This is a genomic window from Anoxynatronum sibiricum (assembly GCF_039414295.1).
GTDB lineage: Bacteria > Bacillota > Clostridia > Peptostreptococcales > Tindalliaceae > Anoxynatronum > Anoxynatronum sibiricum.
On the sequence record NZ_JBCITM010000016.1, the window covers coordinates 47016 to 73847 of the forward strand.

The window sequence follows — 26832 nt, forward strand, 5'->3', positions numbered from 1 at the left end:
TCTTCCTATATGGCCATGACACATTAATGACACGCTATTGACCACCATTGACCAGGTAGGGCGGCGAAACCATGACCTGTTCAAACAATCCAAAGGAGGTAAAACTAGTGGCAAAACAGGGCAATATAACCAAACTAGGTAAGGACAAATTTAGGGTACGGATTCATTTAGGCACAGATTCAACAGGCAAACGCCGGGACTGGACAAAGGTAGTAAACGGTGAACACAAAGACGCCGTGAACGTTCTATCTGAAAAGCTGCTGGAACTTAATAAGACTGGTGAAATTAGCGAACCATCAAAACAGCCATTGAGCGAATATCTGGAAGAATGGAAAAAATCCACTCTCATTACACGGGTAAGGGCTAAGACATATGAAAGCTATTGCTTCAATTTAGACCAATATGTAATACCTGAAATGGGTGATACGCCTATCAGTGGCCTAAGACCTGAACGGATCCAGCGCCTATATAATGACATGCTACACAGTAAGAACCTTTCAGCGCAGACGGTACGTTATACCCATACAGTGCTAAGGAACGCCCTACAGCAGGCCGTAAAATGGAAAAAGATAGACCATAACCCTTGCGACCTGGTAGACCTTCCAAAGCGAACCAAGACAGAACAGAAAGCCATGACACAGGAACAGGCTAGGGCGGTTCTAAAGGCTGCGGAAGGAATACGCTATAAAGTATTATTTGAACTTCTTATCTTAACTGGCCTAAGACCTGGTGAAGCCTACGGCCTGAAATGGCAGGATATTGATTTAAACGCCGGTACTCTATCAGTACGCCGGGCGCTATCCCGAACAGAATACGGCGCTGTCTGGGAACTGACAGAACCAAAGACCAGCAAAAGCCGCCGATCAATGCCCATCCCAAAAGGGCTGGTTGACAGCCTGAAACGGCAAAAGGCACAGAACGCCGCCGATAAAATGGCTGCCCAGGTGGAAGCCGAGCGCATACGGCAAGAAGTGGCCAAAGGGGAACGGGATGAAGCCACAGCGGAAGCCTACCTGGAACAAATCAAATACCATGAACACAACCTTGTTTTTCCGTCACTCAACGGTAACCCATTAGACCATACAAACGTTGCAAAAGGTTTCAAAAGGGTTTTAAAGGCCGCTGAAGCCCAGGCCATTGAAGTCGCCAAAGAGGCTGGCACTTATGACGCTACACAGCCGGAAAAGTACCAGTATAGCTTCAGGTTCTATGATATGCGGCACACGTGCGCCACGCTGTTATTACAGGCTGGTATCAATCCAAAGGTAGTGGCTGAACGGCTAGGCCATGCCAGTATAACCCTAACGCTGGACACCTATAGTCACTGTCTGCCTGATATGCAAGGGGAAGCCACAGACAAGCTATCGGCTATGATCTACTAAAGGGGGCGGCATGAATGTTAGATTTAGCGCAGCACATAGAAGAAACAGCTTTTAGGCTTGACGGCTGGGAAACAGGAACCCTAGTATTTGATGAACCCGGCGTGGCCTTCCTGATGGACCCCGAAACAAGGCAGGAAAAACCAGTAAACATAGGCAGCCATGTTGTGGAAGTTGAAACCGTGCAAGGCTGGCACAGGATGAAGCAAAGTGATTATGAACGCATTTCAACAGACGGAACGCTATTGTTTGCTGGTGCTAGATGCCGGATGAAATAACAGATAAGGGGTGGCACTTATGACCATTGAAGAAAAAATAGTACACGTTACTAGGCTGATGCTGGCACACGTTAACACATACGATGAACAGCGCCGGGCAGACCTTAAACGGCAGATACACCAGCTGAAAGCTGAAATAAAAGCCGCTGATCATTGAAAAAGATATTGTATCGATACACTTCAAAAGCCTTATCCGCGGATAGGGCTTTTAATTTGTGATTAATTCGTGATACACAAATTAAACGTTGAAATTCCAATGGTTACAGCCGTTTTAGAATGAATTTGTGTATTTAAGAAAACACAAATTAAACGTTGAAATACCAATGGTTTGAGGGTGTTTTCTTTAATATGTGTATTTTGTGTAGTGGCGTGTATATGTGTGTTTGTGTACCAGGGGAGTTGAAAGAAAAGTTATATAGCAACTATTAGATATATAAATACAGGGTATTTTCAGTAGTTTTGACCACCCTAGATGGTACTGGTAAAGGTAATACCAATGGCGCTGGTGTCGTTCGTGTCATGATTCGTGTCATGATTCGTGTCATGAAAAAACGGTTCCAACGTGTGTGAACGCTGAAACCGTTGGTACGTCTGGCGCGGCATGCAGGACTCGAACCTGCAACCAACTGATTCGAAGTCAGGTACTCTATCCGATTGAGCTAATGCCGCATAATAATATTGGAGCGGAAGACGGGAATCGAACCCGCGACCCTCGCCTTGGCAAGGCGATGCTCTACCGCTGAGCCACTTCCGCATATTGGCGGGACAAACTGCCCGCCGGTTTTGGCTGGGATAGCAGGACTCGAACCTGCGCATGACGGAGTCAAAGTCCGCTGCCTTACCGACTTGGCTATATCCCAATGGTGGGGTGGATGATGGGATTCGAACCCACGAATACAGGAGCCACAATCCTGCGTCTTAACCACTTGACTACACCCACCACGCGTTGGTGTCCTTCACTGTCAAACTGGCTCGACAGCTGGATGATATAAGCTTGAATAAAATGGAGCGGGCGAAGGGAATCGAACCCTCACGGTCAGCTTGGAAGGCTGAAGTTCTACCATTGAACTACGCCCGCAATGTGGATACTTCGTTTTGTCACATCTACTAATTTACCATCGATTGCCTCTATTGTCAAGCACAAAATTACTGAAATTGAAGCGGCTGATATGCCACTGGCTGGGCGGTTTTCAAACTCAGCAATGTAAATGCTGATTCAGTACCCGTCTCCAGTATTCCACAGGTGCAACCGTGTTCACTGCGCGGTCGTGAGGTGCTGCCAGGATTGATGATGATCAGCCCCTGCTGCAGTACCAGCGGAACGTGGGTATGGCCAAAAATCACCACATCTGCCTTCTTTTCAAGCCCGAAATAGTACAAACTGGTGAGGCTGTGCTGCACCCGCTGAATATGACCATGGCATAGCAGGATGTTCAGGTGGTCAATCTTCAACAGCCGGTGATCTGGTCCGGCTGTTACCGGGTCACCATTGCCAATGACGGCTTCGATCTGCTGATGAGTCTGGGTTGACAGCCACTGGGAATCCTGGTAAAGATCGCCCGCGTGGAGAATGCAGTCTGTGTCTCGGAGCAGCTCGAGTGCCTGTAGTATACTGTGAGAATCGCCGTGGGTATCACTAATGAGTCCAATCTTCATGATGTCAGCCTCCCAGGTTCAGGGTGTTTCTGCCAGCAGCGACACCAGTTTTTCTTTCATGGCTTCAATGGCCTTGCCCCGGTGACTCATGCTGTTTTTGATCACTGGCCCCAGTTCTCCAAATGTCTGTTGATAAGCGGGTATGAGAAAAAGGGGATCATAGCCAAACCCATGGGCGCCTATGGGCTCAAAATCGATATAGCCTTCAACCGTGCCCCGAACCACCAACTCCCGGCCGTCAGGAAAAACAGCTGCCAGTGCGCAGACAAAACGCCCCTGTCGATTCTCCAGCGGAACATCTTTAAGGGCTTCCAGCAATTTTTCATTATTGGCTTCGTCGGTGGCACCTTCACCTGCATAGCGGGCGGAATAGACGCCAGGGGCACCGCCCAGGGCATCCACTTCAAGACCGGAATCATCGGCCAGGGCCAGCATGCCGGTTTCTGCCGTTACTGCCCGGGCCTTGATGAGAGCATTTTCTTCAAAGGTGGTGCCTGTTTCTTCGATCTCCATACCGGCCAGCCCCACCTCTTTCATGGTACGAACAGTGATGTGAAAGTCTGCCAGCATGGTGCCGATTTCTTCCAGCTTGTGGGGGTTTCCTGTGGCAATGACGGCTGTCAGGTGTTTCATGCCTTTCCTCCACCCTGGGAAGCAATGAGTTTTTCCCGGTAAATTTCGTTGACCGTTTCTTTCTGTGCTTCAATGAGGGCCGTGATGCCTTCCCGCGCCAGGGCAATCATGGTGTTCATTTCTTCAAGACTGAAAGTGGCTTCTTCGCCAGAACCCTGAATTTCCACCACTTGTTCATGCTCGGTCATCACCATGTTCATATCGACTGAAGCGCCGGAATCTTCTTCATAGCACAGGTCAAGGAGGGGAACCCCTTCCACGATCCCCACACTGACAGCTGCCAGGTAGTGGGTCACAGGAATTTCTTTGATTTGCCTGGCGTCACGCAATTTAATCAGCGCTTCCATTAATGCCACGAAAGCGCCGGTGATGGAAGCGGTGCGGGTACCGCCATCAGCCTGAATCACGTCACAGTCGATCCAGATGGTGCGTTCACCCAGCTGGCTGAGGTCTACCACTGAACGGAGGGCACGACCAATGAGACGCTGGATTTCCTGGGTGCGGCCCTCCACTTTGCCACGAGTGGATTCTCTTATTTTTCGGGTATGGGTGGCACTGGGAAGCATGGCGTATTCGGCGGTAATCCAGCCTTTGCCGCTGCCCTTGAGAAAGGAGGGCACTTTTTCTTCCACAAAAGCTGTGCAGATGACTTTTGTATTGCCCATTTCTGTCAGTACTGAACCCATGGCGTGGGAGGTAAAGTTGCGGGTAAAGGTGACCGGCCGCAGTTGATTCTCTTTTCTTCCGTCTATTCGCATCTATGTCGCCTCGTTTCTATTTGATGGGATTTGTGTTGGATTATTTGCGTTTCAGGCGGCTGAAAAATCCGCCTCTGATGGCTCGGGTGTCCATCACGGTGACAAAGGCCTTTTGATCGTGTTCGTCCAGCAGCTGGTTCAGTCGGCCCAGCTGTTTTCGCTGGATGGTGACATTGAGCAAGTGATTGACACCGCTGCGGCCATAGCCTTCCACAACGGTAACCCCATAGCCTTCATCCCGCAGGATGGTCACCAGTTCTTCTGCTTTTTTATAGCTGATCACCTGGACCACCAAACTGCCCAAAGCCATTTTTTCTTCAATCATGATACCCACGTAGTTTCCGGTGGCAAAGCCGGAGGCGTACATAATAACGTTAATAGGATCATCCAGATTGCTGAGTACCGATCCCACTGCCAGAATCCAAATACTGACTTCAAAAAAACCGATAACTGCCGCGTGGATCCGCTTTCCCTTCACCACCATGATCATGCGAATGGTGGCCAGGCTCACGTCAGATACTTTTGCCATAAAGATTAACAGATAGCCGATAAGGCCTTCCACAATAATTCTCCTTCCAGTTTCCAAAAGGAACCAGACCACAGGGTGCTATGGTCTGGTTGATAAATGGGTCAAGCTTGCTTCGAAATATCGAATGGTGGAGTTCAAAATTCCCTGAGCCGCCAATCGGCGGTACTCGCTGGTGGCCAGCAGTCGTTCTTCGTCGGGGTTGGTGAGGAAGCCGATTTCTATAATGATGGCCGGCATTTTGGTTTCCCGCAGCACCACCAGTTTGTCACGGGCATTGATCCGGTGACTGGCGGCTCCGAGAGTACGCACCATTTCATCCTGGAATATTTCTGCCAGATACTTATTGTTGCGGAAATCCATGGGGTTTTCTTCGCTGGGATAGTAGAGAGTCTCCACACCCTTAATATCTGTGCGTCCGGCAGCGTTGGCATGTATGCTGATAAACAGGTCTGCTCCCAGCTGATTGGCCACTCCGGCCCGGTCCTGCAAGCCCACATAGGTGTCCCCGGTGCGGGTCATGTACACGCGGAAACCGGCTGCTTCCAGCATTCTTCTGGCTTCCAGTGCAACTTCAAGATTGACATCTTTTTCATTCATTTTCAGGTTGGGTGAACTGGCTCCCGGGTCACTGCCTCCGTGTCCTGCATCAATCACGATCAGCTTTTCCCTGTATTTCAGGTCTCTGTTGGTAAACTGAAGAATCAGATCCTGCACATTTGACAGGGTGCCTGTTGCCACTTCCACACCAGGTTTAACGTGAATGTTGGCCACCAGATTGCGACCGTCATCGCTGGTGGTCATTTGGATAAACTCCAGCATCACATCATCCACATCCAGCAGTTCAAAGGGAATGTCCATGTTGTCTGCCGGCATGGTTACTTTGATGAGTTCGCCGCCCACTTCTTTTGCCACCTGGTAATCCGTTCGTCCCTGACCGAAGAAAGTGAGGCGGGAGGTGGTCCAGCCAGTTTCTTCATAACGATAGCCGGTTTCCGGTTCGCCCTCCATGTGTATAATCAACTGACCGTTTCGCTGCTGCACATAAAGGTCTTCGGCACTCACTTGTTTATTCAGGTCAACCACAATGCGCACCATCATTTCTGAAAGACTTCTGTTATCATCGGGATCAACTCCACTGACCCGGATACTGTTGATAACCCTCCCCCCGATGGTGCGGTCGGCAATGGGTCTTCCCGGGTTCAGGATGGACTCCTTCACAAACACCTCCAGACGACGGGAACCGTCCATTTGCAGGTGGTAATTTTCCAGATGACTGCCCTCAATCACCAACACGTCTTTTGTGTTGAACTGTTCAAAACGCACATCATCCACATAGTTGACCAGCCGAATCACCATTTCGCCGGCGGCTTCGTCATAAGACATGTGATAGCCGGTGGAATCTGTCAGGTCCAGCACCACCCGCACCACATGGGGATCGATTTCAAACTGGGATGAACGGACTGTCGACAAATAGCTGTTGCTGGGAGCCGTCACCCGAACGGTTTTGTCATCTCTGACTTTAGCCGGATCATCCATAAGAAGCTGGGTATTGTTCAAATCGAAAATGAGCCGGTGGGGCTCTGTCAGCCGGGCTGTGGCGTAGTCCACCTTTCTGTCGGTTTTAAGCCGAATTACCGGTACATCGCCTTCCAGGGTGACGTTGATGTCTTTCAGAGTTCCTTCAATCATGGTTCCACTGGAATCCAGAGGTTCGCCATAATGGCCCGTGCTGTTGTCCGGCTGCCCTTCAGGCTGTTCCTGTGAAGGTGCTTCTGGTGCCGGTGTGTTCACTTCTTCAGGTTCAGGAGTGGTGATTTTCACAGTGCGGGTGGCTTCATCCCAGCCCACTTCCAACCCCAGTTCCTGGCCAACAAAAGCAACGGGTACCATGGTGCGTCCCCGATTTTGATAGGTGACGATTTTGGCGGGCACCTGGCTGGGGAGAATTTTATCTTCACCATTCACCTTCACCACAGCACTGTTAATGGTGAGTACAATGGTGGTATCGTCTTTTTCGATGGTGACCTGCTGGGTGTCACCATTCCAATTCACCGTTGCACCTGCATAGCTGGCAATGGCTGCTACAGGCACCAGGGTACGGTATTGTTCCTGGTACTGAAACAGCACCGGCGGTACGTCGGAAGCCAGGTACTGGTTATCCAGCGTCAGGTTGACGGTGTACAAGTTGACTTTGCGTTCATCCACTTCTGCGGCAATTTGAGGCTCGTCTCCCCATGCAGCAGCAGGAATAACCGACAACAAGAGCAAAAAGACCATCAACACCATAAGCATTCGTTTCATCATTAAAAAGCCTCCCGGCGTGTTTTTTGAATATGATTCTCAATGTTGTTCTGTGTATCATTTCCTTTATAACACTCTTGACCGGGAGCGTCAACGGATTTAGGAAAGCTGTAAAGAAGCTGTAACCTCATTGGCGGTTCATCAGACCAGTGCCCGGTAGAGTTCATCCACATCTGGCGGGTTCATGGGCAGTGTTTTGCCATCTTTCACCAGCACTCGATCACCCTGGGTGACGGTTCCCAGTGTCGCCCAGGGAATGTCTGCTTTCGACAGGGCCTCTTCCATGGCTTTCTGTCGCTGGGGAGGTACTGTTAACACCATGACGCCACTGGAGATCAGTCTGTAGGGATCGATCTGAAACACTTGGCAGACAGCCCTGGTTTCCGGCAACACGGGAATGTTGTCCAGCTCAATTTGAATCCCCTTTCCCGAAGCTTCTGCCAGTTCCCATAGCGCTCCCAGCACACCGCCTTCGGTGGCATCGTGCATGCTGTTGGCACCCACTCTTCCGGCGATCATTCCCTCAGGCACCACGCTGATCTGGTATTTTAGTGACTTGGCCCTCTCCAGGGTTTCCAGCGAAATGTGCTGTTTCAATTTGTCTTCAAAATCGTGTGCCAGAATGGCGGTGCCTTCCAGCCCGGCAGATTTGGTCATGAAGACTACATCGCCTTCCTGTGCACCGGCGGTGGTGACCATGGCATCACGACTGTGTTTGCCAAGGGCCACAGTGCTGATGAGCACCCGGTTCACCACGTCGGTGATTTCTGTATGGCCTCCCATGATTTCCACATTGATGCGCTTGGCTGCTCCGGCGGCATCTTCCATGATTTGGGAAAGGTCTTCAGCGGTGGTGCCCTCCGGCGCCAGCACTGTCATCATGACTGCCACCGGTTCAGCTCCATTGGAGGCAATATCATTGCAGGCAATGTCGATGGCCAGACTGCCAATTTCAGCCACGGCTCCGGTGATGGGATCGGTACTGATGACGCACAGGTCATCACCAAAATCCAGGACGGCACAGTCTTCACCCACGGCTGACCCCACCAGCACTTCTTCACGGCGGGTGGTGATGCGGCCAATGATCAGTTTTTTTAATATGTCCACTGGTACTTTGCCAATTTTCATGACATGGTTTCTCCTTTCCTCAGGCGTTTTTCCAGAATCCAGCCTGCCACTCCCAGCCCCAGCAGGGTTCCCATGGCCCAGAGGCCAATGGCAATGGCAGTGTTGATAAAAAAGGTTTCTGGCAGCAGTTGTATGAGCACATGACGCGTTGGATCAAGAATCCAGAGGTCATTGTCAAACAGCAGCAGGTGAAAATAGGTGAAGTACTTGGTAAAGTCCAGCCAGATGAGAAGCCCCAGCAAGATCATCAGATCCACGTTTGCCAGTCCGGTGAATAGAAGTGTTCGCAGCCAGTGACGCTTCCAGCGGGGATCTTTCAGGATCATCCAGCAGGTAATCAGCAGGATCCCAGCCAGTGACAGACTGCGTAACAGCCGGGCCTGGTTAAACAGATCCAGCACATCTTCCATGTGTACCCGTTCCCGCTGATCATAAAGGGGCTGCAGCACGCCATCTTTCACGGCAGTCGTCTGAAAATCGTCTTTTTCACCTTTCAGATATCGGATAATTTCCTCTGCTGTATGTGCCAGGTTTTCCTGATCCATTCCTGCCTGTGGAACCCAACCCTGTTTTTCAAACTGTGTCATGTAATGGTTCACATCGTAGGTGACCCATTCCAGGGCTGATACCCAGACGGTGATGGTGAGGCAGATGCCCATGATCACATATAGCAGTCTTTTCCCCCAGGTCATGTTCCTTCCTCCTGTATCACTCATTTGTTGCCAAATATCATTCACCTGCCAACGGCTTCTTCTCAATGGTTCGTACCAGCAAGGTCAGTACCCGGTTCACGGGCGTTTCTACGCCCAGCCGAAGACCTTCTGCCACGATGGCGCCGTTGATGACATCAATTTCTGTCCGGCTGCCCCGGGTAATGTCCTGAAGCATGGAAGATCGGTTTTCTGCCGTTTTTCGACAGACGCTTTTCACATAGGCCACCGGGTCTTCCTCTTTGACGGTAATGCCCTTCACCCGCGCCACTTCTCTGGCTTCCTGAACGGCTTTTTCCAATAATTCTTCTGTCTCGGCATATTGTAACAGCTCACCATTCTGAAGACCCGTGATGGCGGTGAGTGCGTTGATGCCAATATTCGCCATGAGTTTTCCCCAGATCAGTCCCATCACATTGTCATCCACGATGGTTTCCAGACCCGCCTGTTGAAAGGCTGTGCAGATTTTTTCCAGACGGTTGTCTTGCCTGGGTACCAGGGGGCCTATCACCGTGGGGCCCTGACCTGCATGACGAATGGCACCCGGCCCCAGCAACGTGGATCCGTGGGCGGTTACGCCTGCGATCACTTTGTCTTCACCCACGGATTCGCTGATGGCCTCCGCATTTCCCAGCCCATTTTGAAGCGTCAATACCAGGGTATCCGCTCCGATGAGTGGCTGGGCATGCTGCACCGCCAGTCGGGTGGCCGTGGATTTGACGAAAACGATCACCAGATCACAGATGCCCACATCCATGGCACTGGTGGTGGCACGTATGGAAGTGATGCGGCGGTCGCCACTGACACCGCTGATGCTGAGACCCTTTTGATTAATGACATCCACGTGCTCCTGCCATACGTCCACCAGAAATACCTGATTACCTACGTCTGACAGCAGTCCGCCGTAGAGACATCCCATGGCACCCGCTCCAACCACTGCAATTTTCATCGATCCATTCTCCTTCCGATGGTGACACTGGTTCATTAGCGTTATACATCCCGTTGAAAACAGTCCAAAATGGTTTCTTTTAAAGCAATATACGTGGCATCGGTGAAAAGGTTCAGTTGCCGGGGGCGTTTCAGCGGAATTTCCACCACTTTTTTCACCACCGCCGGCCGGCGGGAAAGAACGTATACCCTGTCAGACAGCCATATGGATTCATCCACGTCGTGGGTAATGAGCAAAACAGACGCTTTCAGTTCCTGCACCACTTCCATGAGCCAGTGTTGCATGGATTGGCGTGTCATGGCATCCAGTCCACCGAAGGGTTCATCCAAGAGTAGAATGTCTTTTGAAAAAAGAAAGGTTCGCAATAGTGCCGCCCGTTGCCGCATGCCGCCGGAAAGCTGGGCGGGATAGTAGTTTTCGAAGCCTGCCAGACCAAAAAGATGAAAATACTGTTGTGCCCGTTCCCGGGCTTCACCGGTGGAAACGCCTTGTAAAAATAACGGCAGGGCCGCATTGTCGAGGATGGACTTCCAGGGAAGGAGCAGGTCTTTTTGATGCATGAAGCTCACCCGCCCCGGGCGGCCGGTCACCGACTGCCCATCGATCAGCACTTCACCGGCATCGGGGGATGCCAGCCCTGCAATAATGGAAAAAAGTGTACTTTTGCCACATCCGCTGGGGCCCAGCACTGAAACAAACTGGCTTTCGGATAGTTCAAGAGAGATATTCTGAAGGGTTGGCAGGTTGGGAAACGCTTTTCTAATCTGATTCACCTTCAGCTTCGTTTCTTTCATGAATGTTCCACCTCTCCTTCAGGCAGTGGTTCCTTTGGTAAGGCGGTTTTCATCCAGGGCATGGCTTTCCTTTCCAGCCACTGGATTAGCTTCAGCACCAGAATGCTCAGTACCACAATCACCACGATGACGGCAAACACCCTGTCGGTGGCGAAAGACTGGCGCACCCGGAGCATGTAAACCCCCAAACCCATGCGGCCCCCAATCCACTCGCCAATAACGGCACCCATGATGCTGTAAGTGCCGGAGATCTTTAATCCGGCAAAAAAGGAGGGAAGTGCCGCCGGCAGTTTGACCCAGCGGTATCGCTGCCAGGGAGTGGCTCCCATGGAACGCATGAGGTCTATTAGTTCCTGATCGACGGAAGCCAGTCCATCCAGGAGACTGACGGTCACTGGAAAAAAGCAGACCAGCACGACGATGAGAATTTTGGGCAGCAGTCCAAACCCAAACCACATGGCAAAAAGGGGTGCCAGGGTGACGATGGGAATGGTTTGAGAGGTGATGAGATAAGGGTAGAGTACCCGGCGAATCAGTGGAGAATAGTCCAATAGGAGGGCCAGACTGCCGCCGGCAACAATGGCAATACCAAAACCAACGGAAGCCGCTGTCAGCGTTACCCGGGCATGCTGCCAGAGAAGCCCCGCATCTCTTCCAAGTGCCTGTATCACCCGGGAAGGCGGCGGCAACAGGTAGGGGGGCAGCCACTGGAAAAACCCCACGGCTTCCCAGATAAGCAGCAACAACCCGCCTGCCAGCAGGGGAAGGGCTTTATCCCCGATATTTACCCACTTTTTCATGGATGGTCACGCCCTTTGGCTTGTAGTGAATTTTAACAATGGACATTACACTGCCGGCGCCAGCTTCGATGCAGAGTTCCTGGGCTTTCTTCACCAGGTCCAGCAAGGTGTCCAGATCGCCCTCCATGGTGGTTTCCATGGGGCCCACTTCGTAGGTGACACCTGAAGCGGCAATCATTTCGATGACTTTGTCCACCACTGGATAAACGTCATCCGGCGGAACACTGGGCAATACCTGTAAGCTGACATTAGCGGTGCTGAGAGATGCTTGACTCATGTGAATATCCTCCTTTGATGATGTGTCAAAATGACTCTGTTAAGTGGTGTCGGGTGCTGTTGCTGACCGCTTACTCAGAAAGCAGGCGCCTGAAAGCGGCTTCATCCATGAGCAGCAGGTCTGACCTTTTGCCGCTTTCAATGAGTTTTTGGGCTTTGGTCAATTTGCTGCCGGCATCTTCGCCATACAGCAGGATGTCAGTTTTTACACTGACACTGTCAGTCACCCGGGCTCCGAGGGCAGCAAGGGTTTCTTTGATTTCCTGACGGGTAAAGGTGCTGAGCTTGCCGGTGACCACCACCGTTTTACCGGTGAAGGCGGTTGCCTCATGAGGCGGTGCTTCCTCCGCCGACTCCGGGGTGACTCCTGACTGAAGCAACGCGTCAATGGCTTCACGCACTCTTTCTTCCCCAAAAAAGGTGGTGATGCTTTCTGCCACGATGGCGCCAATCTCCGGCAATGCCACCAGTTCTTCTGTAGTGGCTGCCATGACTCTTTCGAGGCTGCCGTAATGATCTGCCAGATCGCCTGCGGTACGCTTCCCTACATTGGGGATTCCCAGTGCATACAGAAACCGTGACAAAGAACGGTGCTTGCTGGCTTCAATGGCCTGCATCAGGTTTTCTGCCTTCTTTTGCTGGAAACCTTCCAGCGGCAATAACGCTTCCAGTTTCAGCCGGTATAGCTGGTGGATGCTGCGCAAATCCAGGGCATCAAAAAGCAGGGCTGCCGTTTTTTCGCTGAACCCGTCGATGTCCATGGCATCCCGCCCGGCGTAATGGGCCAGGCCTGCCACCAGCTGGGGTTTGCAGGCCAGGGTGTTGGGGCAAAACAGGTGCGCCCCTTTTTCCACCACTTCGCTGCCACAGGCAGGGCACTGGTGCGGTTTTTCGATGGGACTGCAGGCGGCATCCAGTTCATCGGCCACCCCCATGATTTCAGGAATCACGTCATTGGAGCGGCGCAACCATACCAGACAGCCTTTTTGCAGGCCTTTACGCTGAATATCGTCGAAATTGTTCAGGGTGGCCCGGCGTACCGTTACCCCGCCCACTTCCACCGGTGTCAGTTCTGCTGCAGGTGTGAGTTTACCGGTTCGGCCCACTTGCCACACCACGTCTTCCAACCGGGTGGTGACTTCCATGGCCTCAAACTTAAATGCCACCGCCCATCGGGGAAACTTCATGGTGAAACCGGCCTCCTGACGCAAATCATAACGGTTCAGTTTCACCACCACCCCGTCCACCAGTACATCCAGGTGTGGGATGCCCGTTTCCATCTGGCGGATTTCCCGGGCCACCGCTTCGATACCCGCGGCTTTTCTCAGATGCGGACTCACCGGAAAGCGGTTTTCCCGGAGAAAGGCCAGCATGGCTTCGTGGGATTCAAACTCCCGGTCACTGCAATATCCCACCTGGTAGCAAAACAGGTCCAGCCGCCTTGAAGCGGTGATTTGGGGATTTAGATTGCGAAGTGCACCTGCTGCGCCATTACGGGGGTTTTTCAGAGGCTCTTGAGCCGTTTTATTATAGGCTTCAAAAATGGAAAGACGCATCACACCTTCTCCCTGCACTTCCAGGGTTCCCTGGTAAGGAATGGACAGGGGCACGGCACCAATGGTTTTCACCTGGGCAAGAATCGCCTCGCCGGTTTCGCCATTGCCCCTGGTGGCCGCCTGTACCAGCAGGCCATTATCGTAGGTGAGGTTGATGGTGAGGCCGTCATATTTGTATTCCAGCATGTATTCCAGCGAATCATTGGCCAGGTCTCCCAGCTGACGGTGCAGGCGGGTTTCCCAGTTAATAAGTTCTTCTTCTGTTTTTACTTTATCCAGGCTCCACAGTGGTGCCCGGTGTTGGTGGGATTCAAAGACGCTCACCGGTTCAGTACCCACCCGGCGGGTGGGGCTGTCGGGTAACCAGGTGCCGGCGGCAGCTTCAAGTGCTGTCAGTTCGTCATAGAGCAGGTCATACTCGCCGTCGGGCACCTGGGGATCATCCAGGGCATAGTAATGGTAATTGTACTCATTCAGCTGATCCACCAACTGGCGCATCTTTTGCAAGGTCTGTTGATTTGCCAACAGTCTCACACTCCTGTCTTCGCGTTCTTGTCAATCGGCATCTGTCTTCGACTGATCTTTCATGATTTATCCTTCGATGGTCAGACTCACGTAACCCAGGGTGATTTTTTTGATTCCCTGATCGGGAAAGGCGATGGTGACCACTTCGCCATCTTTAGCCACCACGGTTCCCTTGCCAAAGGCGGGATGCCGCACCTGGGCACCTGCCTGCAGATGACCGTCACTGCCAGCTGATGATGCGGATCCTCCGGCAGAAACAGCGGGTGTGGCGGGCGACGGCGCCGTCAGTGAGCTTCCTCCAAAACCACCGGCGGTTCCCACCCGGGGCCCAGGCCGGCGGTTACGATCCCAACGCTCTTTTCGGGCAGGTGCAGAGCTGCTTCCCAGACTCTCCTCCTGTTCCAGATGGAGGCAGTTTTCCGGTATTTCTTCCAGAAATCGAGAGGGGGGGTTGGTGCTGAGGCGTCCAAAAAGTGTGCGCTGCCGGGCATTGGTGAGGTACAGTTTTGTTTCTGCTCGGGTGAGCCCCACGTAACAGAGGCGGCGTTCCTCTTCTTCATTCCCTTCATTCAGGGACATGGATGAGGGAAAAATGTTTTCTTCCATCCCCGGCATGAACACAATAGGAAACTCCAATCCCTTGGCGCTGTGCAGGGTCATCAGAAGCACGCCGGTGTCACTTTCATCAAGGCCGTCAACGGCCGCTTCCAGTGAGGTGCCTGCCAGAAATGCTTCCAGTGTTTTTTCATCTGAGGTTTCGTCAAATTCTTTGGTGAGCGACAGAAACTCCAGCAGGTTCTCCACCCGCCCCATTGATTCCACTGAGTTTTCCCGTTTCAGTTGTTCCACCAGGCCGGTTTCATCATAAATCAGCTGGGTCAGCTGGGTCACAGTAATACTGTTTTTCAGGTCAATCCATCTCTGAAGCAAACCTGCGAACTCTGTCAGTTTCTTCACCGCACGCCCACCAGCCTCCAGCAACAGGCGGGGATCATTCAGAACATCGAAGACAGCCACCTCATTGGCAGCGGCTACGCTTTCCATGGCTTCCACTGTTTTGTCGCCAATTCCCCGACGGGGAACGTTGACTATGCGTTTCAGATTGATTTCATCACTGGGGTTTTCGATTACTTTTAGATATGCCAGAATATCGCGAATTTCTTTTCGGTCATAGAACCGGGTGCCCCCATAAATGCGGTAGGGAATCTGCTGCTTCAGAAAGGCTTCTTCCAGTACACGGGACTGGGCATGGGTACGGTACAGCACCGCCACTTCACTGCTGGCATGGCCCTCATCCAGTAATTTTCTAATGGTGCCGGCAAGATAGGCAGCTTCTTCATACTCGTTGCCGCACCTGCGGTAAATCAGCAATTCTCCCGTTTCTCCCTCAGTGAACAGTTTTTTGTCTTTCCGCATTTTGTTGTTGCCCACCACGGTATTTGCCGCCTCCAAAATAGTGGCAGTGGAACGGTAATTTTGTTCCAGCTTCACCGTGCGGGTGTTGGAGAAATCCTTTTCGAATCCCAGAATGTTGCCGATGTCGGCACCTCGCCATCCATAGATGGACTGGTCGTCGTCTCCCACCACACACAGATTGCTGTGGGCGCCTGCCAAAGCTTTCACCCACAGGTACTGGGGGCGGTTGGTATCCTGAAACTCATCCACCAGAATATACTGAAACCGGTTCTGATAATAGGCCAGCACTTCTGGCGCTTCTTTGAAAAGAGCGAGGGTTTTGAGAATCAGGTCATCAAAATCCAGGGCATTATTGCTTTTCAGCTTTTTCTCGTAGTGTTGATAGAGCAGCGCCATCTGGCGATTCCAGTAGTCGCTTCCTGCTGCCTTGAGGCAGTCCTCCGGCGTCAGCATCAGGTCTTTTTGTTTGCTGATCCAGCCGCTGACCATTCCGGGGGAAAACTGCTTTTCATTCACGTCCAGGTCTTTCAGGCATTCTTTCATGAGAATTCGCTGGTCTTGAGTATCGTAGATGACAAAATTACGCCCGTAGCCCAGGCGCTCAATGTCCCGTCGCAGCATGCGGGCACAGGCGGCATGAAAGGTGCTGAGCCACATGGCGTCATAACGGCCCTGCAGCCGTTTTTGCACCCGTTCCTTCATTTCCCGGGCGGCTTTATTGGTAAAGGTGATGGCCAGGATTCGATAAGGGTCCACCCCTTCGCTTTCCAGCAGACGGGAGAGGGGCAGCGGCAGGGGAGCCCCCAGATCTTCGGCGTGGGCCTTCATCCAATCTTCCAGTTCCTTCACTTTATCATCTGTCACGTTTTCTGGTAATGTCTCGTTTTCATAGACCGGGCCAAAGCGGATCAGGTGACCGATGCGGTTCACCAGCATGGTGGTTTTCCCGGAACCGGCACCGGCCAGCACCAGCGACGGACCCTTGACATGGATCACCGCCTCTCGCTGGGCTTCATTCAGGTGAGGGTATTGGGCCTCTATGAACTGGCTGCGCAGTCTTTGAAAAGTCTGCTGCCATGATGATTCACTCATACACAACTCTCCTTATCACTTTTTTGCCATGCATGTTGCTGTCCAACCAGCATCAATGGCGATTCTTTCCATACTTCAGTATAGCACATCCCCCCTGATCAGTCCCAAACAAAAAGACCCAGGTGAGAGGGTCTTTGAAGATGTCGAGAGAGATGACAGCAGGCGTCTGATAAATCGCCATAACTATTCGTTGATACTGTCTCTGTATCGGTTGATCCGTTTCCAGTATGTTTCATCTGCCTCTATATTGTAACGGGGGTGTGTTCGCATCATTTCCAGCAATTCATTGAGGCGTGGTTCCCGATTGGTCATTTTATTCAGGTACATGGCATCATCCGCTTCTTTCACCAGTTGTGACCGTTTTTTCCCAGGAGAGGTTTTGCAGCTGGCTCCCAGGGAAAGACTGGTGAGGTGCCCTTTTTTCATCCCCTCGTCACATTTGCGTTTGATGCGACGCATGATTTTCCGGGCATCCGCTTCGCTGGTTTGAGGCAGCAGCACCGTAAACTCATCACCGCCGGTGCGGCAAATGATGTCTTCTTCCCGACAGCTGTCCTTTAAAATATTGGCAATTCTGACGGCCACTTTATCGCCTTCCTGATGACCCAGCACATCATTCACCAGTTTCAAACCGTCGATATCGCACAAGATCACACTAAGGGGATATTGACGTTCGGTATCCAGCCGGTCAATTTCTTCTTCAAAAAAATCCCGGTTATAAAGCCCGGTGAGCCGGTCTCGGAAGCGAAGAAAGATGAGTTCCTCCTCCGTTCGTTTTCGCTGGGTGATGTCCCGAATGATGGCCAACACTTCATTTTCATTACTGGCTATGATGCGCATTTCGAAATACACATCTTTCCCATCGAGAGACAGCATGTATTCGATGGTCTGCATCTCATCGGTTTCCAATGCTGTGTGAATGGCCGTCAGAATCGTCTCTGCCAATGCCTCCTGAAAAATATCATGTAGCCGGCGGCCTATCTGCCATTCAGCATCTTTGATGAGGAGGGATGTGTCAGAGGTGAACATCTCCAGATGCACCCCTTCGTGATTTAAGAAAATCAGAATGTCAGGCATTACCTGGATCATAGAACGGAATCGTTTTTCAGTTTTTCTCAATTGTCGTTTCATCTCAGACTTGTACAGGGCCAACTCAATGTTGATATATAACTCTTTTTCATTAAAGGGTTTCACCAGAAAGCCACTGGGCTCTGCCGCCAGAACACGTGCCATCATATCTTCATTCAGCAGCCCCGACACAAACAGCACCGGTATTCCAAGGGTATTCTGCACCTGGCCGGCTGCCCAGATTCCGTCTTTTTCACCTTTGAGCGTGATGTCCATCAACACCAGGTCTGGTTTTCGTTTCATGATCATGGGCATGGCTTCTTCCACAGAGTGGGCCACTCCCATGATGCGGTAGCCTCGCTGCAGCAGCGCGTCTTTCATGATCTGCTCATCCAGAGGACTGTCTTCCACGATGAAAATTTTTCCTGACCGGGCCATTTTTTCACCCCCGCTTCACAAGGCTTTGTGTGTGCCATTAATGATTTGATCTATCATACCATATTTGTACCCTACTATTGTAACTCATTTTGTGATTTTTTCCAGCAACTAAAGAACTGAAGGATTGCTTCTTTCTCAACACCTTCCAGCTGCATTTCATAAGCAACCGCCAGCCATGTACCCATGGTGCTGTCGGCAGGGTAGTCCAGTTCTTTCAAATCACTGCCAGAGAGGCAGGGTTTGGGGAGCACTTCCGGCCGCCATTTTTGGAAGCGCCGAAGCGCAGCCTTCATTTCCCGCTGGTGGTGCTTGCTATGCCAGAGAGGTTGCAGGGCATGAAGCAGGGCTTCCAGCAGGGAGGAATCCGTTAAGCGGCACAGCCGCACCACATCTGGCTGTCGATGGGAAAGATGAGAAAAATGACTCAGGGCTAGAAAGAGACGATTCAGCTGGTTTGTTCGATCATGATGCCGACTGAGGCTTTGAAACCATTGAACTAATATTTCCCTTCTTTTAACCGCCTCAGCAGGCGGCAGACACTCTGCTGCCAGCATGGGGGCCATGAGCGCTGCCCACATCAACAACCGGCTGTCAGAAATGGCATGACGCAGGGGCAGGGCAGCAGCAAGTACCGCCGGGATTAGATGGCGCCATCCTGTCACCGGGAAAAGCGGCTCAAAGGATGCTGGGGCCCGTGGCACAGGCAGTCGATGAGTAGCCAGCATAGCTTCCCAGCCCTTCAGCGGGTCTTCTGCCAGCAACCATTTATCCAGCTCCTCCATGATTCGTTCACGTGGCAGGTGGCTGGTAGCGATTGATTTCATGGCTTTCATCGTTTCAGGTTCGATGGTGAACCCCAGTCTGGAAATCAGCTGGTACGCCCGGTAAACCCGCAGGGGGTCTTCTTGCAGGCAGCTGGGCGTGGTCATGCGCAGCCGTCGCGCCTGCAGGTCTGCCAAACCGGAGAGGGGGTCCATGAGTTGTTGGGTGAGGGGATGGCGGTAGAGGGCGTTGACGGTGAAGTCTCGACCGCGGGCATCAATGGCAACTGCCTCTTCCAGCAACATGGCTGTTTTGTCGCCACTGTTGATGCGTGGCAGCGAGAACTCCACCGCCAGCCCTCTGATCTGGTAAATGGGGAAGCTCTTTCCATAGAAGAGTACCTGACCGAAGGGATCCAGCGCCTCACGCAGCCGGGCATGATTCAACCCAAAAATCACCACATCAAGGTCTTTCACCTGACGATGAAGCAGCTGGTCACGCACACACCCGCCCACCAGCAGCGGTGTGGCGCCTTCTGCGATCAAATGGCGAAACAAGGGCATCAGTGTCGAAGCATCTGCAGGCTTGGTTTTCATTAGTACCCTCCTGGTGCCACAGCCCATGTGCTGCCACTTTTTGCAATGCATGGGCGACGGTATTGTAAAAAATCCTCCCGACAACAGGTTGCGGGAGGATAACGAATTAACATATGCTAATACATGATGTAACCGTTCTGATAAAGGTCAATGCGATCTGATTATTTGATTTCCAGGGATTCAATAACAGGCTGCCCCTGATCAGAAAGTGTAAAGGTGATCGCAACGGGTGTTCCCGGCTCAGGCTCATTGTTTTCCAACTGTGCCTGTACTGTCTGGGACAGCTGAAAAACCATAAAGTCATGCTCGCTGTCCACCAGTTCAATCTCGAGGGATCGGGCATCTGCAAAGCCCACGTACCGTCCTTCAGCCTGAATCAGCTCCGACCCCGATGTTTCTTCACCTTCGGAAGCTTCGGGAACTTCTGTTTCATCACTTGGTGGTTCAGGCTCCTCCACAATAGGTGGTTCAGGTTCCACAGCCTGACGGCAGCCTGCAAGGGTAAGCAGCATTGCCGCCAGCAACAGGATCAGGATCAATTTAAACATTGTCACCGGACGTGGTGATGAGGTGGTGTTCATTGGCAGCACTTCCTTTCCGGCAGATCGCGGGGGGGTTCATATGACTCCTGTTCTTATTATACCCGGTCTCAGACTAATAATCACTCCCCAATTTTTTCTGCTCCAACCACCAAACCTGCAGCACCGTCGGAGACGGCTTCAATCACCAGTTGCACCTGCTGTTCCGATGCCTTGACATCCATCGACTCATCCCACGCCCCAAAGACTTGTTGCATTTCTTCAGACAGTGCCATGACAATGAGACGGCCGTTGATGTCAAACTCAGCATACCGATTGTCGATTCTGCCAAGGTATCGTGCCTGCAGCACCGCATGATCCACTGGCATCAGCATAGTCACCAATGGCATTTCGCCTTCTCCCGCTTCAAAGATGACCAGGAAGAGCTGCCCCTGCTCAGGCTTCAAGTCCCGAAACTGCTGACTGACACTTTCAGATAATCGAAACTCCTGATGAGGAACTGCCAGATCCAGCAGCCGCAGTTCAACGTAAAGATCATCCGTCTGTCGTACCATCACCGCCGTGGCTTGCTGCCCCAGGGGTGCCTCCAGGCTGAACATGGTCACCTGTTCTTCTTCAGGGTCTGCCTCCTCCCCCGAGGGTGGCATCATACGTATGCTGGCTTCTGATGTTTCATTGTCTTCAGATGTATCCTCCTTTCCGGTTGCAACAGGAGATTCCATGATAGCAGCCGGTTCATCCTGCAGGGTTGTTGACTCCGGCATTGCTCCCGGTTCCGGTTCAATGTCTGTTTCTCTCACCGAATCCGACTCGGGTTCCAATTGGCCGAACTCTTCCGGCGCAACTGCTGCACCCATCATTGCTTCTGTTCCATCAGCAGCATTGTCTTCCTCTGCTTCGTCGACACCGGCTGCTGCCATGGAAAGTGGCTCCTCCGGAGCATCGGCTGGTTGAGCAGAACGCATCATGGACGGGGCAGAATCAGGCGATTGTGTCAGTTGCGGCATACGTTGAATCAGAGATACCACTCCCACCAGAAGAAACAGGGCTGCTGCTGCAGATGTCCACTTCATCCATGGCTTGAGGCGGGCAGCCGGACGGCGGTGCTGGCTGGTGTCACCAGTTGCACGCATTTGATCCAGTAATTCTTTCTCGCTGCGCAGCCGCTTGACACCGCGCACCGTTTCAAGCAAATCAGCCATTTCCTGATTCATCGAAGAAGGCGCAGCAGGGCTGCATTCCATGATCAGCGAATCAATAAAATCGTTCACATATTCTTCCTGTTCTTGTCTGTTCATTGCTTTAACCACTGAAATAGCCTCCTTCCTCCAAAATTTCCTTTAATTTCTGTACCCCTCGAAACTGGAGGCTTTTCACGGTTCCAACGGGCTTTGACAGTTCATCAGCCACTTCTTTTAAAGGCCTGCCTTCAACGATGCGCCAAATGAGTATTTTGCGGTACAACTCCGGCAGTTTCTGAAGGGCTTCCCGCAATACCAGGTTTTCTTCAATCATGTGGGTTTCTGACACTGCCAGATTTTTTTCGCTGACCTGGTTGAGTTCCACCACTTTCGGACTGCGTCCCCGCTGTCTCCATGTGTCGTAGATGGTGTTGCGGGCAGCAGTGAATATATAGGCCCGCATCTTCTCCTCTTCCACATTTCCTTTTTTTACCTGCTGAAAAACCTTTTGAAAAACATCCTGGGTCAGTTCCTCTGCCTCTTCCTTGTTTTGCAAACGATAATAGGCATACTGATAAACCTGTGGCCACAGGGTTTCATATACTTCCTGGAACATGCCGTTCCAGGGGGATGAGGCAGATTTCATGGCATGCACCCTCTTTTCATCATATGGTCAGTTTGATCTGTTTGATCTGTTTGATTTTTTTGATGCACCTGATCATCCTATGGTAGGCTCTTGTCGTTCTACAGGTTAATACGCAGAATAGGAAAAAGGGTTGCATTCTTGAAGGAGAAATCTTATGATGAACTTAGGTTTTTCCATCACATATGGTCAACGGAGGAGTGTTCATGGTGCAGCATTCAGAATCGCCAGCAGAATCAACCGGCTTCACGGGTGGCGCAACATCGGGTTATCGTTGGGTGGTGTGGGGAGTTCTGATTCTGGCTTATCTGGTGGTTTTTTTTCACCGGCTGGCACTGGGCGTAGTGAGGGATGACCTGACCCTTGCCTTTGGAATCAACGCCACCACCTTCAGTAATCTGGGCGCCACCTATTTTTACGCCTATACGCTGATGCAGATCCCCTCCGGTATATTGGCAGATTCTCTGGGTGCCCGGAAAACCGTCACTTATGGCACCCTCATGGCTGCCTGCGGGTCGCTTCTTTTCGGTCTTTCTCCCAGCATTGGCTGGGCTTTTGCCGGTAGGCTGCTGGTGGGTATTGGGGTATCGGTTGTGCTCATTGCCATTCTTAAAATTCTTTCCCAGTGGTTCCCGGAAGACCAGTTTGCCACCATGTCAGGCCTGACAGCTTTTATGGGAAATGTGGGCGGCATGCTGGCCCAGACGCCCCTGGCCCTCATGGTGGTCTGGTTCACCTGGCGGTCCACTTTTGCAGGTATTGGAATTGCCAGCCTTTTCATCGCCCTGTTGTGTTATGTGCTGGTGCGCAATACCCCTCAGGAGATGGGACTGCCAGCCGTGGGCATCTCCTCTTCCACAGCCCACAGCCGCCCCATCAGCCGCGAAGCTCTCTCAAGGGGATTGGCAGCAGCGATGAAAAACCCGGGTACCTGGCCAGGTTTCTTTGTGTTTATGGGAATGTTTGGTACTTACGTAGCCATGACAGGTGCCTGGGGCAACAGTTATTTGCGTGAGGTGTTCGGCTTTTCTGCCACCAAAGCTTCCAATCATCTGATGCTTGCCATTTTGGGCCATGCTTTGGGCTGCATCTTCATTGGCAAACTGTCTGATCAAATGAAACGTCGGCGACGCCCCATGGCTTTGTTCACTCTGATACATGTGATTTCATGGGCACTGCTGCTTTTCTGGAAAGGGGGTACCGTACCGGTATGGTTGCTGCCACCATTACTGTTTATGCTGGGCTTCAGCTCTTCAGCGGTGATCCTCTCCTGGTCTTGCAGCAAGGAAGTGAATGATCCTGCCATTGCAGGCATCGCCACTTCCATTGTGAACATGGGTGGTTTTGTGGGGGCCGCCTTTCTGCCGGTGATTCTGGGCAGCATCATTGATCGTTATGGCCATCTGCTGGAAGCCGCCGACCTCTATCACCGGGCCTTCCTGTTTTGCCTGGCGTTTGCCGTGCTCAGCCTGGTGGGTTCATTGCTGGTGAAGGAAACTCATTGCAGGAATATTTATCATCAGATACACACCTCAGCCCAAAGTGGTGCCTCAACAGATCTTAAGCCATGAAAAAACCTGATTCCTTGTGGGAATCAGGCCTCTTTGAAATCATTTTCAATAAGTGCTGTGATGGTGCGAAAGGCTTCGGCTTCGTCAGGACCGTTCACCTTTAAATGAATTTCCTCACCCTTGCGCACACCCATGCTCATGACATTCATAATGCTCTTGGCATCATATTCGTTGCCGCTTCGGTAAACGAATATATCGGAATCGAACCGCATGGCCACTTTCACAAGAATTGCAGCAGGCCTGGCATGGATGCCGGTTTCGTTTGTCACTTGAATTACTTTTTCCAACATCAGTCATCACCCTTTCAGAAGGATATGGTGTCTTGTGTTTGGCATTCCATTAACAAAATCATCTATAAGGGTCAACCCCAGATCCCTTAAAACTGAAGGATGCACCTCCAAGGAGACAAATGCGACGAATCTTCTGAACGCTTTCTCATTTATTGTACCTTAAACCCCGGCAGAAAAAAAGCTTTATATCAAATCTTTTTGATAAGGAGTGACAAAATGACAGCTTTTGATTTCAATACTGTTCATCAACGCAAGGGGACTCATTCCATCAAATGGGAATTCAACCGCACCATGTTTGGGTCTGACGACCTGCTGCCCATGTGGGTGGCCGATATGGACTTTGCCTGCCCGCCCGGGGTGACAGCGGCTGTGCAGCAGCGGGCCGCTCATGGAATTTATGGCTATACAGGGATTTCTGATGCTTATCTGAAGTCAGTGGTCACCTGGATGCAGCAGCGCCATCAATGGACCATTTCACCGGAATGGATTGTTTTCATCAATGGGGTGGTGCCCGCTCTCAACATGTTGCTGCAGACCTTTTCTCACCCGGGAGATTTTGTGGTCATTCAGCCGCCGGTGTATTACCCGTTTTTCAATGCCATCAATAATAATGGCCGTCATCCCCTGTTGAACACACTGAAAGAGGAGAACGGCCGCTATGTGATGGATCTTGAGGACTTGGGCGAAAAACTGAAAAACCCCCGCACCAGTGTCATGATTCTCTGCAGCCCCCACAACCCTGTTGGACGTGTCTGGAGCCGCAGTGAGATTTCCCGGGTGGCAGAACTGTGCCTGGCCCATGATGTACTACTGATTTCAGACGAAATTCACCATGATCTGGTGTTTGCGCCCCACCAGCATCAGGTGACCGCCATGCTTTCCGATGAAATTGCCCATAACACCATTACCTGCACAGCTCCCAGCAAGACCTTTAATCTGGCGGGCTTGCAGGCTTCCAACATCATTATTTCCGACGAGAAAAAAAGACGCCGTTTTACCCAGACGCTGGAGCGCAACGGAGTTTTTGGCATTAATCCCTTTGGCAGCGCAGCCACCATTGCCGCCTATGAGTCAGGCGCCCCCTGGCTGGATGCTCTGCTGGAATACCTGACGCAGAACCTGGACTATCTGGAAAACTTTGTGAAGGAACACCTGCCCGAGGTGCGTCTTTTCAGACCCGAGGGCACTTACCTAGCCTGGATGGATTTCAGAGCTCTCGGCCTTGACCAGACCGCTTTGGAAGCATTGATTGAAAAGGAAGCAGGCGTCGCTCTGAATCAAGGTTACATCTTTGGCGATTCAGGCATTGGCTTTCAGCGAATGAATGTGGCCTGCCCCCGCAGTCTGCTTGAAGAAGGCCTCAACCGCATTGCCAGAGCGGTGGCTGCCCAGCGGGGCTGAGTCGCTCATATGGATGGAAGTCAGAGATGTCAACGATTCAGCTGAAGGTGCTGAAGCAAAGCTGTTGCTGGATCATCAGTCACCTGCTGATAGAGTCGTTCCCCCTCTGGGGAGTAGATGACAATGCCCCGGTGTACTGTGCTGGCCTGGGGTTGAATAATCCCCGCTTCCCGGTAAAACATGATTTCAGGATCGGACATCAGTGGATAACTGAGTCCGATTTTTTCTGTCAACGCTTCATGTGCGGCTGGTGTATCGGCACTGACACCATAAAGGGCGTAACCTAAATCTTCAATTTCTTCAATCGCATCATTCAGCTGACCCAGCTGCTGAGCACAAATGGATCAGCCGGCTCCCAGAAAGAAAACGAAAACACTGCCTGTTTCACCGGCAGCCAGCAAATCGCCCACACGTTGGGTTTCTCCCCGGCTGTTTAACAGTGCCAGACTCTCGACGACACCGCTTTCCCCACCTGTTTCCAGGGTAGGGGCTTGTGCTGTGTTCCGAAACCCCAAAATGGCGACAACAATCACCAGGACCACCGCCATAACGGCCATCCAAATCATTACCCGCCTTCCTTTTGCCGGCGCGCCCTGAGCTTTACTGTTTTTCCGCTTGATTTTTCTAATCTGTGACATGGCTTATCCCTCCCATTTTGTTTGGATTCACAAAACCGACTGTCAGCTGCATCCGCTTATGGCATCAGCGACTGTCCGGTGTCTGTCCATGTGAAATTTTCAAGAATAACATGAGCTCTGGCTTCAAGTCCATCGCCGTATTCCCAGGGGTAGTGAATATCAATGTGGAAGAACCGACCGTCATGCTGTCCTGCATAAATGGCACCTGTATAGGCATCGTCCATGAAAAAATATTCCCGAAGTGTCCAGTCATACATCAGCTCTTCCGGCAGCTTTTTTTCAACCCATTCCACTTCCCTGGATTCAAGAAGCCCATTATCACCTGTCAAAAGATCAAAGAAATCTTCAGATGTCACCACTGCATCGGCATGATAGAAGGTGACGGCCACATACGCTTCAGGATTCGGGTTGCCGCCATAGTTGGTGATAAAACGAACACCATCGGCTTCACCCGAGGCTGCTGTTTCAGCCAGCATGTCTTCTGGATAATAGGTGTGGAAGGGGAGGGCTGCTTCTCTGAACAGATGAATCACCACTGATTCTTCCATTCCTTCAATGAGAAACACTGTTTCGATGGTTTGCGGTAATGCTGCCAGTGTTTCTGCCGGTGTTTTTTCAACGGATTCAACCGGGGCCGGTTCTTCAGCCGGCATCTCTTCGACAGGCATGTCTTCTGCCGGACTTTCACCAGCATCAATGGGCCCACCAGCAGGCCTGCCGCAGGCAGTAACTGTCAGCATCAATACCAGCGCCAGTAATGCCAGTGCCAGCGTCCAGGGGCTGTGTCCTTTGTAAATTGATTGAACTCTAGCTGCGTGTCGTGTTGTCATTATCAACGCCTCCATTTTGAATGGTTCAGTGACTCATGTCCATGAACAGATTGATTTGGTTCTTTGAGGGAGTAGTGCTTTTTTGTGCAGCAGGT

General features: G+C 51.6%; 27 protein-coding genes and 5 tRNA genes. 5 read left to right on the forward strand and 27 right to left on the reverse strand.

What is annotated here, in order from left to right; genetic code table 11:
• Positions 1-107: 107 nt before the first annotated feature.
• The 3 genes from AAIG11_RS13485 to AAIG11_RS13495 are packed head-to-tail and all read left to right on the forward strand — an operon-like array spanning position 108 to position 1814.
• Positions 108-1382 (forward strand): tyrosine-type recombinase/integrase, encoded by a 1275-nt coding sequence (locus AAIG11_RS13485; RefSeq protein ID WP_343186760.1) that lies wholly within the window; start codon positions 108-110, stop codon positions 1380-1382.
• Between the two features lie 14 nt (positions 1383-1396).
• Entirely contained in the window at positions 1397-1657 is a 261-nt protein-coding gene (locus AAIG11_RS13490) for a hypothetical protein (RefSeq protein ID WP_343186761.1), read from the forward strand.
• A 19-nt stretch (positions 1658-1676) separates the two neighbouring features.
• A complete protein-coding gene (locus tag AAIG11_RS13495; protein WP_343186762.1) occupies positions 1677-1814 on the forward strand; it encodes a hypothetical protein in 138 nt (45 codons plus the stop codon).
• Between the two features lie 435 nt (positions 1815-2249).
• Here the strand turns inward: AAIG11_RS13495 and AAIG11_RS13500 are convergent.
• The 23 genes from AAIG11_RS13500 to AAIG11_RS13610 form a co-directional block, all read right to left on the reverse strand.
• Positions 2250-2326 (reverse strand) — tRNA-Arg (locus tag AAIG11_RS13500).
• Between the two features lie 10 nt (positions 2327-2336).
• Positions 2337-2411: transfer RNA gene (locus AAIG11_RS13505), tRNA-Gly, on the reverse strand.
• Positions 2412-2441: 30 nt separating this feature from the next.
• Positions 2442-2517, reverse strand: a tRNA-Gln gene (locus tag AAIG11_RS13510).
• A gap of 4 nt (positions 2518-2521) precedes the next feature.
• Positions 2522-2597, reverse strand: a tRNA-His gene (locus AAIG11_RS13515).
• A gap of 64 nt (positions 2598-2661) precedes the next feature.
• A tRNA-Gly gene (locus AAIG11_RS13520) sits at positions 2662-2735 on the reverse strand.
• A gap of 68 nt (positions 2736-2803) precedes the next feature.
• Positions 2804-3313 (reverse strand): YfcE family phosphodiesterase, encoded by a 510-nt coding sequence (locus AAIG11_RS13525; protein WP_343186763.1) that lies wholly within the window; start codon positions 3311-3313, stop codon positions 2804-2806.
• Between the two features lie 18 nt (positions 3314-3331).
• On the reverse strand, positions 3332-3946 hold the full coding sequence (locus AAIG11_RS13530; protein WP_343186764.1) for an XTP/dITP diphosphatase: 615 nt from the start codon (positions 3944-3946) through the stop codon (positions 3332-3334).
• Positions 3943-4704, reverse strand: a complete 762-nt coding sequence (gene rph, locus AAIG11_RS13535) for a ribonuclease PH (RefSeq protein ID WP_343186765.1) — start codon at positions 4702-4704, stop codon at positions 3943-3945. The genes AAIG11_RS13530 and rph overlap by 4 nt, the downstream gene beginning before the upstream one ends.
• A gap of 40 nt (positions 4705-4744) precedes the next feature.
• Positions 4745-5266 (reverse strand): DUF2179 domain-containing protein, encoded by a 522-nt coding sequence (locus AAIG11_RS13540; RefSeq protein WP_343186766.1) that lies wholly within the window; start codon positions 5264-5266, stop codon positions 4745-4747.
• Between the two features lie 45 nt (positions 5267-5311).
• Positions 5312-7537 (reverse strand): N-acetylmuramoyl-L-alanine amidase family protein, encoded by a 2226-nt coding sequence (locus AAIG11_RS13545; RefSeq protein WP_343186767.1) that lies wholly within the window; start codon positions 7535-7537, stop codon positions 5312-5314.
• Between the two features lie 138 nt (positions 7538-7675).
• Entirely contained in the window at positions 7676-8662 is a 987-nt protein-coding gene (locus AAIG11_RS13550; RefSeq protein ID WP_343186768.1) for an AIR synthase family protein, read from the reverse strand.
• A complete protein-coding gene (locus AAIG11_RS13555) occupies positions 8659-9354 on the reverse strand; it encodes a TIGR01906 family membrane protein (protein WP_343186769.1) in 696 nt (231 codons plus the stop codon). Before AAIG11_RS13555 ends, AAIG11_RS13550 begins: the two co-directional genes overlap by 4 nt.
• Positions 9355-9391: 37 nt before the next feature.
• Complete coding sequence (locus tag AAIG11_RS13560; protein ID WP_343186770.1) at positions 9392-10321, reverse strand: ketopantoate reductase family protein; 930 nt, start codon at positions 10319-10321, stop codon at positions 9392-9394.
• A 41-nt stretch (positions 10322-10362) separates the two neighbouring features.
• Positions 10363-11115 carry an ABC transporter ATP-binding protein gene (locus tag AAIG11_RS13565; protein WP_343186771.1) on the reverse strand — a complete coding sequence of 251 codons (753 nt, stop codon included), beginning with the start codon at positions 11113-11115 and terminating at the stop codon, positions 10363-10365.
• Complete coding sequence (locus AAIG11_RS13570) at positions 11112-11915, reverse strand: ABC transporter permease (protein ID WP_343186772.1); 804 nt, start codon at positions 11913-11915, stop codon at positions 11112-11114. The genes AAIG11_RS13565 and AAIG11_RS13570 overlap by 4 nt, the downstream gene beginning before the upstream one ends.
• Positions 11887-12192 carry a thiamine-binding protein gene (locus AAIG11_RS13575; RefSeq protein ID WP_343186773.1) on the reverse strand — a complete coding sequence of 102 codons (306 nt, stop codon included), beginning with the start codon at positions 12190-12192 and terminating at the stop codon, positions 11887-11889. Before AAIG11_RS13575 ends, AAIG11_RS13570 begins: the two co-directional genes overlap by 29 nt.
• A gap of 70 nt (positions 12193-12262) precedes the next feature.
• Positions 12263-14272, reverse strand: coding sequence for an NAD-dependent DNA ligase LigA (ligA, locus tag AAIG11_RS13580; RefSeq protein ID WP_343186774.1), 2010 nt, complete (start codon positions 14270-14272; stop codon positions 12263-12265).
• Positions 14273-14338: 66 nt separating this feature from the next.
• On the reverse strand, positions 14339-16780 hold the full coding sequence (locus AAIG11_RS13585; protein WP_343186775.1) for a UvrD-helicase domain-containing protein: 2442 nt from the start codon (positions 16778-16780) through the stop codon (positions 14339-14341).
• A gap of 183 nt (positions 16781-16963) precedes the next feature.
• Positions 16964-18286 (reverse strand): GGDEF domain-containing response regulator, encoded by a 1323-nt coding sequence (locus AAIG11_RS13590; RefSeq protein ID WP_343186776.1) that lies wholly within the window; start codon positions 18284-18286, stop codon positions 16964-16966.
• 74 nt (positions 18287-18360) lie between these two features.
• The gene (locus AAIG11_RS13595) at positions 18361-19644 is read right to left on the reverse strand and encodes a tRNA nucleotidyltransferase/poly(A) polymerase-related protein (protein ID WP_343186777.1); all 1284 of its coding nucleotides are present in this window, start codon (positions 19642-19644) and stop codon (positions 18361-18363) included.
• Positions 19645-19805: 161 nt separating this feature from the next.
• Entirely contained in the window at positions 19806-20192 is a 387-nt protein-coding gene (locus tag AAIG11_RS13600; protein ID WP_343186778.1) for a hypothetical protein, read from the reverse strand.
• 113 nt (positions 20193-20305) lie between these two features.
• The gene (locus AAIG11_RS13605) at positions 20306-21493 is read right to left on the reverse strand and encodes a prolipoprotein diacylglyceryl transferase (RefSeq protein ID WP_343186779.1); all 1188 of its coding nucleotides are present in this window, start codon (positions 21491-21493) and stop codon (positions 20306-20308) included.
• Positions 21486-22010: an RNA polymerase sigma factor gene (locus tag AAIG11_RS13610; RefSeq protein ID WP_283409837.1), complete on the reverse strand. Its 525-nt coding sequence runs from the start codon at positions 22008-22010 to the stop codon at positions 21486-21488. Before AAIG11_RS13610 ends, AAIG11_RS13605 begins: the two co-directional genes overlap by 8 nt.
• Before the next feature lie 203 nt (positions 22011-22213).
• On the opposite strand from AAIG11_RS13610, the gene AAIG11_RS13615 reads away from it, so the two are divergent.
• Positions 22214-23578, forward strand: a complete 1365-nt coding sequence (locus AAIG11_RS13615) for an MFS transporter (protein ID WP_343186780.1) — start codon at positions 22214-22216, stop codon at positions 23576-23578.
• Between the two features lie 23 nt (positions 23579-23601).
• Here AAIG11_RS13615 and AAIG11_RS13620 read toward each other — a convergent pair whose 3' ends face one another.
• Positions 23602-23868 (reverse strand): HPr family phosphocarrier protein, encoded by a 267-nt coding sequence (locus AAIG11_RS13620; protein WP_343186781.1) that lies wholly within the window; start codon positions 23866-23868, stop codon positions 23602-23604.
• 216 nt (positions 23869-24084) lie between these two features.
• Between AAIG11_RS13620 and AAIG11_RS13625 the strand changes: the two genes are divergently transcribed.
• Complete coding sequence (locus AAIG11_RS13625; protein ID WP_343186782.1) at positions 24085-25269, forward strand: MalY/PatB family protein; 1185 nt, start codon at positions 24085-24087, stop codon at positions 25267-25269.
• Between the two features lie 29 nt (positions 25270-25298).
• Here AAIG11_RS13625 and AAIG11_RS13630 read toward each other — a convergent pair whose 3' ends face one another.
• From AAIG11_RS13630 to AAIG11_RS13640, 3 genes are read right to left on the reverse strand one after another with little or no spacing between them, the layout of a single operon-like run.
• Positions 25299-25610: a redoxin domain-containing protein gene (locus AAIG11_RS13630; RefSeq protein WP_343186797.1), complete on the reverse strand. Its 312-nt coding sequence runs from the start codon at positions 25608-25610 to the stop codon at positions 25299-25301.
• A 3-nt stretch (positions 25611-25613) separates the two neighbouring features.
• Positions 25614-25907, reverse strand: a complete 294-nt coding sequence (locus AAIG11_RS13635) for a hypothetical protein (protein ID WP_343186783.1) — start codon at positions 25905-25907, stop codon at positions 25614-25616.
• Positions 25908-25963: 56 nt separating this feature from the next.
• Positions 25964-26737 (reverse strand): hypothetical protein, encoded by a 774-nt coding sequence (locus AAIG11_RS13640; protein ID WP_343186784.1) that lies wholly within the window; start codon positions 26735-26737, stop codon positions 25964-25966.
• Between the last annotated feature and the right edge of the window lie 95 nt (positions 26738-26832).